At 52.7% G+C, this 11440-nt stretch carries 13 protein-coding genes and 1 tRNA gene; all 14 read right to left on the reverse strand.

The genetic code is table 11. The features are described 5' to 3' along the window. Positions 1-7 precede the first annotated feature (7 nt). Complete coding sequence (locus RTI30_RS09150; RefSeq protein WP_312283688.1) at positions 8-727, reverse strand: hypothetical protein; 720 nt, start codon at positions 725-727, stop codon at positions 8-10. Continuing rightward, positions 724-1341 (reverse strand): Card1-like endonuclease domain-containing protein, encoded by a 618-nt coding sequence (locus RTI30_RS09155; RefSeq protein WP_312263122.1) that lies wholly within the window; start codon positions 1339-1341, stop codon positions 724-726. The genes RTI30_RS09150 and RTI30_RS09155 overlap by 4 nt, the downstream gene beginning before the upstream one ends. After that, positions 1338-2456 (reverse strand): Card1-like endonuclease domain-containing protein, encoded by a 1119-nt coding sequence (locus RTI30_RS09160; RefSeq protein WP_312263123.1) that lies wholly within the window; start codon positions 2454-2456, stop codon positions 1338-1340. The genes RTI30_RS09155 and RTI30_RS09160 overlap by 4 nt, the downstream gene beginning before the upstream one ends. Before the next feature lie 3 nt (positions 2457-2459). Next, complete coding sequence (locus RTI30_RS09165) at positions 2460-2780, reverse strand: STIV orfB116 family protein (protein WP_312263124.1); 321 nt, start codon at positions 2778-2780, stop codon at positions 2460-2462. Beyond that, entirely contained in the window at positions 2777-3532 is a 756-nt protein-coding gene (gene cmr6, locus RTI30_RS09170) for a type III-B CRISPR module RAMP protein Cmr6 (protein ID WP_312263125.1), read from the reverse strand. Before cmr6 ends, RTI30_RS09165 begins: the two co-directional genes overlap by 4 nt. Continuing rightward, entirely contained in the window at positions 3532-3924 is a 393-nt protein-coding gene (cmr5, locus tag RTI30_RS09175) for a type III-B CRISPR module-associated protein Cmr5 (protein WP_312263126.1), read from the reverse strand. Before cmr5 ends, cmr6 begins: the two co-directional genes overlap by 1 nt. 11 nt (positions 3925-3935) lie before the next feature. Further along, positions 3936-4808, reverse strand: coding sequence for a type III-B CRISPR module RAMP protein Cmr4 (gene cmr4 / locus RTI30_RS09180; protein ID WP_312263127.1), 873 nt, complete (start codon positions 4806-4808; stop codon positions 3936-3938). A gap of 13 nt (positions 4809-4821) precedes the next feature. Then, positions 4822-5973: a type III-B CRISPR module-associated Cmr3 family protein gene (locus RTI30_RS09185; protein WP_312263128.1), complete on the reverse strand. Its 1152-nt coding sequence runs from the start codon at positions 5971-5973 to the stop codon at positions 4822-4824. Continuing rightward, a complete protein-coding gene (gene cas10, locus RTI30_RS09190) occupies positions 5970-7049 on the reverse strand; it encodes a type III-B CRISPR-associated protein Cas10/Cmr2 (protein WP_312263129.1) in 1080 nt (359 codons plus the stop codon). Before cas10 ends, RTI30_RS09185 begins: the two co-directional genes overlap by 4 nt. 42 nt (positions 7050-7091) lie before the next feature. Beyond that, positions 7092-7799, reverse strand: coding sequence for a type III-B CRISPR-associated protein Cas10/Cmr2 (locus RTI30_RS09195; RefSeq protein WP_312263130.1), 708 nt, complete (start codon positions 7797-7799; stop codon positions 7092-7094). Between the two features lie 5 nt (positions 7800-7804). Continuing rightward, on the reverse strand, positions 7805-9139 hold the full coding sequence (gene cmr1 / locus RTI30_RS09200) for a type III-B CRISPR module RAMP protein Cmr1 (RefSeq protein WP_312263131.1): 1335 nt from the start codon (positions 9137-9139) through the stop codon (positions 7805-7807). 347 nt (positions 9140-9486) lie between these two features. Next, on the reverse strand, positions 9487-9774 hold the full coding sequence (locus RTI30_RS09205) for a hypothetical protein (protein ID WP_312263132.1): 288 nt from the start codon (positions 9772-9774) through the stop codon (positions 9487-9489). Positions 9775-9859: 85 nt separating this feature from the next. Continuing rightward, complete coding sequence (locus tag RTI30_RS09210; RefSeq protein WP_312263133.1) at positions 9860-10888, reverse strand: AAA family ATPase; 1029 nt, start codon at positions 10886-10888, stop codon at positions 9860-9862. A 331-nt stretch (positions 10889-11219) separates the two neighbouring features. Continuing rightward, a tRNA-His gene (locus RTI30_RS09215) sits at positions 11220-11295 on the reverse strand. Between the last annotated feature and the right edge of the window lie 145 nt (positions 11296-11440).

Consider the following 11440-nt stretch of genomic DNA (forward strand, 5'->3'; position numbering starts at 1 on the left):
GTTTCTCTCATCCATACTCAAGTGCTGATAGTGGTTGCCCATTGTTCACCTCCAGTCTCCTTGGACCAAAGGTGTTGCACTTCATTTTTGAGCCGGCCCTTGGATGTTGCGTAATGAATTGTCCGTTATCCTTTAGGCGTAGGGGGGCATCAAGGATGAGTCGGACAGCGGCCGTTGGATGCTTGGGAACAGCCTGCAAGATGGTGCCGGCCAGGATTTGCAAGGCGCTTAGCTCTGTTTCGCTAAGTAGGCGAACGGGGCGAATTCCCGTTGGGGTCACGGAGTAAATTTCTTCGATAATAGCGCGGCCCCGTTGTCCCTGGTGCACTACTTGCCCCAGGGAAGAACTGGCCGCATCGACCGCAGCCAGTACGCTGGCAAGATGTGCAATGGCTTGACCAAACAAAGTGATTTCAACAAAGAGTGTGTCGCCGTCGGAAATCTTGGTGGGACCAATGGGCGCGCGCAGAGCATAGGGGGCGCTCTGCTCCTTTTCCCAGATAGCGAGATAGGCGAGCGGGTCGATTTCCCGCAATCGGGCGCCGATCATTCCATGCCAAACGGAGGCATGAAAGGCGGGAATAGATAGACCCTGGGAGCGTAGTGTGAAGCGCAGGCGGACGATCGGAAATGTGGACCAACTTTCCTCTAGGCTCTGCACTGCGGCAGTCGGAGGAGGTTGGGGAGTGCTCTCGGGTAGGGTCGAGATCCAACGCATAGTGCTCATTCTCCTCTTTGCTCTCCATATTGCCCTTCGCGAATCACATAGATGCGGGCACTGTCCAGATTCGGTTTCTTAAGGGCTTGGTCGAATGGGGCGGTAACGTAAATGACAGTCAAATCGGCCTCGTCACCCGCTTGGAATGCCCCGATACTCATCGGCGTTTTGCCGCCGGTAACGTCAATGACGATCTTTTTGCAACCATGTTGTCGAAGCTGCTCGATAGCGTGAGTGACCAACTGTTTTGCCTCACTGACGTTGTCTACATCTTTTAGTTCTTCATCTGAAACAACAATATTTTTGCTATGAGCAAAATCTTTGATGCTGTTTACGGCTTCCATGGTCTGCTGACTGCCAATAAGGTAGACGCGTTGCGGATTTGCCCTTTTCATGGTCCAGATGGGCGTATCTTTTTTGCTAACGGTAAATATGATGCCATCGGCATTTATATTATCGACTTCTTCGCCGCCTTGATGGATATTGCCGCGAAGGTGTTTGCGGATATTGCTCCAGAAGTTGGTAGGAAATAGCAATCCCCAAAGAGCAACGCCGCCAACGATGATATCCATGATCGTTGCAATTTTATCTAGGATGTCCCAAACTATCTCTCCTGCCGTCATGGATGTTCTCCTTCTATGAGAGCAATGAGTTTTGCGCGTAAATCCGAAATACCATTTCCGGTAATTGGTACTACACCATTGTCTTGGCAACGTGAAACAAGGCTTGCCGACAGCTCATGCAAGGAAATGAGCACCGCCTTGCCGCGCAGACCTCCAAGCTTTTGCCTACTGCGCCCAAGTTGGAAAATGACTTTGCGGAGTTCATCGGCGTGGGTCTTTGTGCTCCCGGATTTGCACTCGACCAGGATCAGCGTATTCTGACTCAGAACGGCTATGTCGAACTCATTAAAAACGCTCTCGGAGGCACCGTCGGGAAGCCATCGCACCTTCAGATTGTGGGCAATGTCTTGTATATTTTTACTATGCTCTTGCAGTAATTCATAAACTAGAATCTCGAGCCATAAACCGCCCAAAAAAGCCTTTGCGTCTTTGCTGTAGGGAATTAAATTATCTGCATGTTTGCTAATCAATTTGGCGTTTACGAGCTGCGGTAGGTAAATTCTGTTTGCCCTATCGCGGAGATAATTTGGCATGGCATCTGGATTATGGAGTAGGTGATACACATAGGAGCGTAGTTTGCTGTCGCGGAGCAGTTCTCTGGCAATGTGGAGCCATGCCCTCGTCGTGTCGGGGCGGGATATGGACTCCAACTCTACACCGCAAGCATGTAGATAGTTTTCTAGGCGTAGTGGGGCTCTTAGGGGGTGATTGTGCGAATGTTGCGGATATATCCACTGTACCGAATCGGTTTCAATGTTGATGTAGTAGATACCCTGCCTGTTTTCTTTGCAAACCTCGTAAGCGGCAATACTCATGAGTTTATTTCCGCCTGAAATATTGGCCGCGACGCTATTGGCAGGGTAGTTGGCGATCAACTGTCTGAAGATGTGATATAGATAAGTAATATCGTAGGCTTGTTCAAGAATGACAACGGGTGATACCTCTAAGTTGGTAGAGCGTAGGGCCTCGGCAAGGTGTTGCGCGTGGCGCTGCCGGGCAGGAGTGGCAACCAGCAGTACGGACTGGGCACCAAGATCAGGATCGAGCAGGGGCAACAAGCTCGGAACGGGTTGGTCGGATACCAAGACCAGATGTGTGGCGAATTTGGGCTGCATAACTTATTCCAGCCGCTCGAGAAGAGCGAAGGAGGATTGCGCTTCTCGTAATTCGGCTTTGGTTAGAAGGTGTCCTTCGCGCTGGCGCTCCTCCAGACGGAAAACGAGCGCCCTATCTCCCGCATCCAGGTGAGCGTTGATCCGTGCGACGGGAATAGGCTGAGCCAACGTTTCGGAAAGAAAATCTGCCGTCGCCTGATGGCCAATGGCGGAATGAAACCCCTTGGCCAGAATTATTCTAGCCTCCTCTACCGTAAGCGGACCCCGCAGGCGCCAGAGGCCATAGTCCGTAAGGATGGCAGTGTTGAAGAGAAAAACTCTCATGGTTCGAGCCGAAATCTACCGTAGCCAGAGCTCTTTTTACCTCCCACACCCCACTGCGAAAGCCCAGCTCGCAGTAACGCTGCAGCCACTGCTGTCCACTCGGGGGCACCTTCGACAACAAAATAGAAACTACCCTGTACGGCAATCTGTGGCGCCGGTATGGGGCTATCCATATCACTGGCTGCTTTGCGACCGTTCTGGTAATACTCGGTGTGGTGTGGGGTTACGATTTCCGGCACAAAAGGCGTATCGCTATTACCGCACCACCAAGCATCGTGGTAGTAAATACCACCGCTCTCCCCGTCATCACCACCTTCACCAAAGAGCCATGCAATCACGTCACGGCGTATTTCGCCAGTTTGTCGTTCGATATACTCTGCACTGGCGCGGGCAAGACCCTTCACCGTCGAGCCTGGAATGATCGGCATGCCATAACTATGGGAGACCGTGACACCAGTCTCAACGGGATTGTCGCGGGTAACGCCAATATATAGACGTTGATGGAGCGCGAGTTCAAACCCACAGAAGCGCTGCCGGTCTCCAGTAAGATTTTTCCAGCGTTGTAATGCTTGCCGGTAAAAATCTGGCGTTTTGATCCTGGCGACCGACCGTATCAGATCGTGCTTGCTGTGTGCCTCGGCCGCGTTTGGCCACTCGCTAAGCCCATGTGCCAGACGTAATCCGGGATGAACCTCGCTACCGGGGGCGAGGGCACGGTGTATGGCGTTGATTTGGTGTCTTCCGAGGCTCATTACTCTCCCCCTCGTTTATCGGTACCTTGGTAGATCCTCTTTAGCCAGACGCTGGCGTCTAGGATCGTTTGACTGAGGCGGCGATACTCCCCGAGCTCCGCGCGCAGTACGTGATGATAAAATCTATCCGGATCTTCAGGTGCATCGGGAATGGCAATTCTTGTCAACTCGAAAAGATCCGTGTAGTAACGATTGTAGGCTTTTGCTAACGAGGTGTTATCGCCCGATTTGGCGCGGAGAAAACCGAGCGCCTGCGCTAGCCCTACCTGTACGATCATGCTCGGGAAACTATTTGCGCGAGTACCGTACTCGGCAAAAATCTTTGGATCGTCCTGGGCTCTTTGCACACATTCTATTGCATGGGCAGCGATGGCAGATTGGCGGAGTATCATGGATTGTTCTCCTATGCTAAGAAGCGGACCAAGCCGCGGCCAACGGTAGCCTTTCCACCAATTTGGATGAGCGTGTGTTCTTGGACGTGTTCGCGAAATGCGGTCTGTACGTCTATTTGGTTGCCATCAAAGGGATCATCAAAACCTAGCAAGCCGAAAAGAATACTCTCTGCTGGTAAATTCTCTTCGTACCAAAGAGCGCCCCTGGCTACGGTACGTTTTTGATCATCGATGCGTATCCGACTACGTATTTCTGTGCCAGTATCGGCGAGGAAACTCAGGACGGCATCGGAAACGATGACAAAGCGGGCTTGAAAATGTTGCTGCCAATCATGGTCGTGCAACTGTCCACAGATCCAGTCCGACCAATCGTCGGCGAGTCTGGATTTGCTCGCCCGAAGATCCAGGTCTTCGAGGACTACGGTGCCTTCCTCTTGCTCCCCGACGTACGCGATGTTGCGCGCGCTTGTCGTGATCAGCGCACCGTTTTCCTCCTCTATGCTTGGTACGGCAGGAAGCGAGGATAGGCCACAACGTTTTGCAATTTGTTGGTAACGAGATAGCAGAAACGGCGAGGTAACGAAACTTACCATGCCGATAAGAGAACGGACCGGCAAGGCTAGTAACAGGGCATCGCCAAAGACCAGAGCGCCAGCATGGCTATCGTCATTTTTACTGATTTGTTCGGGGCCAAATAACGTTTTTTGGAGACCGCGATCCGCAGCAAAGATGTCGCGCAACACACCCTTGATGGCTGAGCCGGGAATCATGGGTAAGTTACTTGCGCGTTCTCGTGCAATCGGCAGGTCGACCACGCCAATGGCTTGACCGACACCGACGTGAACTGGGGAAATTGCTTGTACGTGGAAGAGAGAGGTTTTCATGGAGTCATTCCTTTCACTGGTGTTCAGGTTTGGCGGATTGTGTGTAAATGCGCGGATAGACGAGGCCCCATCCGTCTCGGCGGTCCTGCTCTTCGTCGGATATGCTGCTGAGCCACAACTTTTTCGCCCAGTCGCCGGAGGGTTTTTCTAAAATTTCAAACCAGTACGTGCTTCCGGCGGGCACGGCCCGACGCGTTGGTTTGGGTTCTTGTCTGGCAAGGTCCCACCCCGAAATTCCCTGCCACCGCTCACAAGCAAGGGCACGAAGACGGAGTCGCAAGCCCGGGATACCTGGAAAATCGCCAACGAGATCGGACTGAATCCATCCAGGTTTCCAACCGTCGCGCAGTAGCGCGGGTGTACACAAGCTCAGAGAAAAATGAGTGGTAGCATCTATGCTCTGTTGCAAATTCTCGGGCATGAGTACGTGTGGATTATCACTCTCCTCTACCCAAGCAGGACGACGTTCCCCACCCAGTTGCAAGAGACCAGTGGGCAAGACCTCGCCAAAGCCCGCACCTAATCGCCATGATCCACTGGCGAAGCCCCCTGGTAGACGTTCTCGTCCAAAGTCTAGGGATTCCAGCTGAAAAATCTGCGATTCTCTGGCTGCGCGGCGCTGCCGGTCCAACCCTATATGTGTACTCTGGCGCCGTAGCCGCAAGGGTGCCGGCTCTGCTTCGGCTTGGAGAAGGTCATCAGGAAGTTGAGCTCCCCCATCCCAGGGGAGGATTGCATCTAGGGGCCAGAAACTAGCGACCTTTTGCGGCTTTCCAACAAAATCATCCTCAGCGACAACGGGTTGCAGGCCTTCGGGAAGGTCGCTGCCACAATGCTCTGGAAATGTTCCCGGAAGTAGACGATGAACCCGCTTTTGATTTGTATCGTCGTCTTCAGAGACGGTTATGACGACGTCGGCAGGCTTAGGTACATAAAGGCGATTACTCGGATCAATGAGAAAGGGGCCGGCAACGGGGATTTGCATTGCTAGTGCGGTGTTACGAAAAGCCGTATCGCCTTGCCCCCGCATCCACGCCGTGCGTAGAGCGCCGGCGAGCGCGGATGGCCAGGGAAATCGGGCGGATTCCTGACTACCGGTCCCGAAGGGACGCCCAGAGCGGAATACCAAAGGAGCGGCTGGATCGATGTGATAAAAATATGTCATTGGCGTTCTCCTGCCAGTAAGTCGCCCTGTTGGTGTGCCGACAGCCAGCGAGCGAGAATCAACTCTTCGCCCAAGCGGCGAAGAGCGCCGGTGGCTTGGCCGTTGTGCTTTTCCGGTGTGGTCAGTTGGGCAAGTCGTTTCTGTAAGCGCTGACGACCATCTTGGCTCAACTCTGTACCGCCACCGCTTTGCTGTGCCTTGTGCAAAAGACGGTGAAATTCTGAATCAACCAGACCGGCGGGAAGCTGCTGCAATTCGATACGATCAGATAAAGCACGCATATCGTATCCAAGGCGAGTGGAGAAATTGCCAGCCGAAAAATCGTTGATCCATTGTTCCAGACTTTCGAAATCCTCGGATTGCGAAAAAGGAAGACGCCAAGAAAGTTTGTGGCCGGCACGAATGTGCAGACTCAGACCCAGGGCATCGCCTTGAGCGTCGGTGCCCGCAGCGCCCTTGGCAAATTTTTCCGCTGACTCGGCATAGGCTCGTATTTGCCCCAATGGTTGTTGAATATGGGCGATGGCAACGCCAACTCGAAGGGTGGGTAAATGCGTTATTCCCGACTCTTGATTTATGGTTTGTGAAATTTTGCTTATGAAGCTGCGGAATTCGTTTGCTAAGCGTTGGCTGGCGTGTAATGTCGAGGAAAGCGGGAGTAAGCCCATTACATCCTCGCCGCCGGCGTAGATGGCCTGTCCACCCGCCTCGCGTAAAATAAGAATTGCACGATCGGCAAAGCCTGCGAGAGCGCGAGTCAGCTCGGAGTGATGACTCTTATCCTGCGCAGCAGCAATAAATTTTCCCATGCGGTCACCGTCTGCGAGAAGCAGCGCAGCATAGGGTAGAGGGCGACCAAAGGTTCGCCAAATGACTTGTAGAATTTTTTCCAGTTGTTGGAGTGCGGACCGGCATTCTGCAGGTTCGTCGCACAATTCGGCTTCGGTATGAGCGATTTGTAACCTTTCGGGATAAAGTAACGCGGCGTCGTAGGCGAAATTGTCATATTGACCGCCATTACTGGGGCAGCGCGAAGCGAGACCCAGGGGTACCAGTTTTTCGTACGCCTCGCGCAATTCCGCGAGGGTCTCTGGCTGCGTTTTGGCAATGCTTGCCAGTCAATCGTGTGCAGCTATACGAGTCAGAGCGACAAAATGGGCGTCAGAATTACTGCCTATAAAACGCTTTAGTACACCCAGTGCATCCAGCTGTTCACCCCTACCCAAGCGCAACTTACGCCATTTTCCGCGCCGAAGTTGATTGCTATTTTGCTGCTCTGGTAAAACCGTCTCTCGCAAACCGTCTAGGGAGTTTTTTGGGAGATTATTGTGGATAATGGCTGCAGGTAAAAATTCGCGAGTGTTTTTTCGTTGTGAGAAAGTCGTCTTTAGTTTTTTGTAAGTGCTTGAGTAGCTCTCTGCCGGTAACATTTCGGCCCAGGCAGTAAATGCCTCCAAGGCATCTTGTAATTGCGTGCGAAAAAGATCTTGGCGCAACTCTGGGAACTTACGCAAAACCTCTTCTCCAAGCTCGGTGATGCTTCGGCGCGCGGCTAAGATAGCCTGCTTCGCAAGCTGCGAGGTGTTGGTACCATCTGGGACTTCAACCAACAGTACGTTGGAGAGATTGCTTTGCTCAGAGTTTTCCTGTTCGACGCGCAGAGGGTCTGGATAAATCAGTGTAGCACCAGCGGACAATAGCTCTCGCCCGGCAGAGCGAACTGCTGCAGAAAGGATGCGCGAGCCAGCCCAAAGGTCGGCGGTGCGCCTTGCCGCAGCAATGAAACTTTGTACCGGCCCAAAAGAAATTTCAAGTAATGTCGGCATGGATTTTATCCCTCAGAATAATCTGTTGGCTTTTTGAAATAGTTTAGAAAAGCGGCTAGAGGGGAGGCGATTTTTCCCGGATGCTTCTTTGCAACCATTTGAATGGGATGGATTTCCTGAATCGCAGTTTTGCGCTGCTCGCCGTCCTCCGGCCATTCTTTCACTGGATTGTCCCCTCTCGGTCCACGCAGTATCAATTTAGTAGTTTCTTTGCCCAAGTACAGTGCCGCTGGGCGCCACTTGCTGCCATCCCAATAGGGTCTCAGGATAATGGGACTAGCAAGACGTTCCGCGTTTTCTGGTTGCAGGCTATGTTGCTCGGGATCATCTCTACTGCGTTCATCTTTTTTGAACTGGAAAATGATAGGGAGACCAAAAGCCGCTCGAGGAAAGATGTTGCCCGCGGGATGTGTCGGTTGGTGCTCCCGAGAATTTTTGTGGGTAATTCGCCGAATGGCATCCGCTTCCGGCCATCGACTTCGCCCCGGACGATTCGGCCCCGATCCCTTATTCCGCCCAATGCCCGCTTCTTGGCGAAATTCGCGAAGGGCTTTTATGGCCGCTCTCCAAGCCTCGACTGCTGATTCATGCGCTTTCTCCTGTGGTGCTGGCTCCTGCAGAACCAACGTACAGCCGTGCTCTTTGACTTCTTCCTTACTCACCGGCGCAAGATTCTCCACTCGAACTGCGCCCAACCCTCGGCGTGTTCTCCCTCCTATACCGCCAAAAGAGGCCCACCAGCGTAGCGCCGTCAAGACTTGTTCTCTGGACTCCGCAGGGCAATCATCACTAAAACGAATTTCTAGGGACCAAGAAACGCTGCCTGGCTTCAGTAGTTTGCTAGGTTCTGTTTGTATAGCTGTTTTTAAGGCCTTTCCTTGTGCTGGAAATAGCACATACCCTCCCGCCTTAGTGCCTCCTGCCCAAGATTCCCAATGGGGAGAAGTCTCATACTGGTTGTTATCTTTCTTTCTATCATATCGTGCCGCCGCAGCCGGCGCTTGATGAATATGAATATCCGTGACGCGGATATCGACTTTGCTTGCGCTCAAATCATCGTCTTTGCCTAGTCCACCCCAAATTTCTCGTTCGGCCGCAAACATGTTCTGATCTTTTTCTGCGCCTGAAAATCGTTTGCGGTTGGTGATGCGCCACCAAAATCGAAGTTGCCCGCGGATACTTGTGGCCCGGATCGGCATGGAAATATCGATCTTTCCTGCCTCCACACCACCGCCGTACAAAGGAGTGATTAGGGTACAAGCAAATTTTTCGGGTGGGATACTATGGAGCTGGATGGAACGGAGTGTTGGTGGACTGAGGTGCTCTGGTGCGCTGCGCATAATTACTCCCAAGAAGTTACCTGCTGAGGCAGTAAGGAGAAGACGAAGCTTGGACGGTGTACCGGGAAGATGATCTCCCCGACGTAAAGTTGAAAGTGGGGCTCAGGTCGGCTGGCCGCCTACGCACGCCCCGTGCCGAAATACGGCCTGTGACTTGGCGCTTTTTGCCATAAAAGAAGGAAAACAGCATTCTCTTTAACTCCCTTGGGTGCGAATCCTTACGCTCCGTCCACGGAGGGAGTCCAGGCGTGCCAAGCCTGGAATACGTGGCCATGTTTTGCGGTTATCGTTTCAAACTGAGGCTACAATATTTCCCTGGCTCTTGCCAATATCGCGGTAAGCCGAGCTTAATCATTCCAGCTGGAACTGCTCGTCCAGTCATCGTTACCGAGGCTGCTCCAGCTGTCATCGAAGCTGCTGGTACTGAAATCATCCCAGGAGGATGTGCTGGAATAGTCGTCGTTGAGGTCGGTCCCGTAAGGATTGCCTTCCACGTCTATGCCGCCGCAGCCACCAATCATTGGCAGGCCGGTGGCCGGGTTTATATCGCAGCCGTCATCGTGCCCCATGCTGCTCTGCTGCGATGTCGAACTGTTATCGTTGCTACCGAAGAGGCCTTTCAAGATGCTCCACATGACTTTTCTCCTTGCGCATATTTCCGATGAACAGCAAGTTAGCACTGGTAGTCATTGTGTGCGCCCCTTGCAGGCTTGCAAATGATTAGCGGAATCCTGCTCGGAAGGGCACCGGATGCGTTGCCGACTGACTATCGGTAGGGGTCTCTGCGAGGATTTCGGCAAGGCTATATTGCGTTTTGCCTGTTGGAAACTGCGCTGGCAATCGATCAAATTCTTTGGCCACTTGCTGCGCCTCCGCCGGCGTGAGGGCGCGAAAGTGGAGGGTGGCAAAGCAGCGTCCCGGGCGCAACAAGGCAGGATCAACGCGACTGATACTCTCAATGTTGGTGGAAAAAATCATTTTTTTTCGTGGGATTTTGACCAGTCCATCGCCGAGAGACAGAAAGCGATGCATCAGTGTGTTACCGTTTTCACGCTGGCGTAATAGCTCATCGGCGTCCTCTATCACCAAAACATCAGCATTGCCGGCCAAAAAGTCGGAAAAAATATTATCCTTTTCCAAAATTTTTGGATCGTAGGAAACGATGGCATCTTTTTGTGTGGCGTGTAAAAATCCTCGGATGAAGCTTGTTTTTCCAGTTCCTGGCGGCCCAATTAGGAGAAGAATAGAGGCCTCGGAAGCCTCGTATCTTTGATAAAAGTCATGCAAGCCAATGCCGATTTCGCGTAAAAATGGATACATGCTGTCGCGAGGTTGCTGCTTTTCGTAGAGCGGTAGCCGTAGCGGTGTCTCCTCCAGGTCATATACCCAGCGAATTTGCGGTCCAGTAGCGGGAAATCTATCCTGAAGTGCGCTTATCCAATGAGTTACGTCGTCTACGGCTCCCCAGATTTCAATTTGCGCGCTGGGGTGTAGATCAAGGTCTTCGCTGCGCTCGGCAAAAAGTCGCCGTAATATTCTTTCTGAGCGCTCGGCATCGAGATTTCGGAGCAAAAATTTTGTGGCAAGGAAAGTGCCGGAATTTTCGTGCCAGGCAAGATTCAGGCTACCCGACAGCATCACCGATCTCCACCCCGCTTGCTCTTGCAACCAGGCGAGCCATTGGCTAGGAGTAATGCTGCGTTGCAGTTCTCCATGCTGCAGATGCGGATGGCGTTGCACGCAGGTCATCAGGATTTCGTGGCGGAGATATTCATCGCTATCGCGTGAAGTCAGCCTGCCTGTCTGATTTGCGAATCGACGTAGGAGATCGTCAATCATCGTTTCTAACAAAGGTATTTGCGGCTATGGGTGACCGAACTATAGCGTGAATGATCAGCCCCCGCACGCTCGAACAAGCTTGTGTGCCGGAGCGTGATGTTCCACCGTTTTCAAGAATGGAAGCAAGGGAAACTACTGCGCGATCTTTGCTCAAGCCTTGGGGGCTGGCGCACCAGCATCGCAATAACGCAATCGGGCAAAGAAAAAGGCCCTAGACTATTGCCCAGAGCCTTGATTTTGTTGGGGTGACTGATGGGGCTCGAACCCACGACAACCGGAATCACAATCCGGGGCTCTACCTGCTGAGCTACAGTCACCAGAGAACCTGCATTCTATAACTGGAGGATGCAGGCCCGCAAGCGCATGTATGCGTCCACCACCTTTGGCACTGTGGTAGATGTTGGAGGAGGAAGGATAGCGGTGGTTTCTGTCCGAGTCGATGGTGTGGCCGTTCGGCGTTGT

Origin of the sequence: Candidatus Igneacidithiobacillus taiwanensis (assembly GCF_031962545.1) — a bacterium.
GTDB lineage: Bacteria > Pseudomonadota > Gammaproteobacteria > Acidithiobacillales > Acidithiobacillaceae > Igneacidithiobacillus > Igneacidithiobacillus taiwanensis.

Coding starts and splice junctions, on each gene's coding strand:
- RTI30_RS09150 (WP_312283688.1), bottom strand. CDS start 727: ATGAGCACTATGCGTTGGATCTCGACCCTACCCGAGAGCACTCCCCAA.
- RTI30_RS09155 (WP_312263122.1), bottom strand. CDS start 1,341: ATGACGGCAGGAGAGATAGTTTGGGACATCCTAGATAAAATTGCAACG.
- RTI30_RS09160 (WP_312263123.1), bottom strand. CDS start 2,456: ATGCAGCCCAAATTCGCCACACATCTGGTCTTGGTATCCGACCAACCC.
- RTI30_RS09165 (WP_312263124.1), bottom strand. CDS start 2,780: ATGAGAGTTTTTCTCTTCAACACTGCCATCCTTACGGACTATGGCCTC.
- cmr6 (WP_312263125.1), bottom strand. CDS start 3,532: ATGAGCCTCGGAAGACACCAAATCAACGCCATACACCGTGCCCTCGCC.
- cmr5 (WP_312263126.1), bottom strand. CDS start 3,924: ATGATACTCCGCCAATCTGCCATCGCTGCCCATGCAATAGAATGTGTG.
- cmr4 (WP_312263127.1), bottom strand. CDS start 4,808: ATGAAAACCTCTCTCTTCCACGTACAAGCAATTTCCCCAGTTCACGTC.
- RTI30_RS09185 (WP_312263128.1), bottom strand. CDS start 5,973: ATGACATATTTTTATCACATCGATCCAGCCGCTCCTTTGGTATTCCGC.
- RTI30_RS09195 (WP_312263130.1), bottom strand. CDS start 7,799: ATGCCGACATTACTTGAAATTTCTTTTGGGCCGGTACAAAGTTTCATT.
- cmr1 (WP_312263131.1), bottom strand. CDS start 9,139: ATGCGCAGCGCACCAGAGCACCTCAGTCCACCAACACTCCGTTCCATC.
- RTI30_RS09205 (WP_312263132.1), bottom strand. CDS start 9,774: ATGTGGAGCATCTTGAAAGGCCTCTTCGGTAGCAACGATAACAGTTCG.
- RTI30_RS09210 (WP_312263133.1), bottom strand. CDS start 10,888: ATGACCTGCGTGCAACGCCATCCGCATCTGCAGCATGGAGAACTGCAA.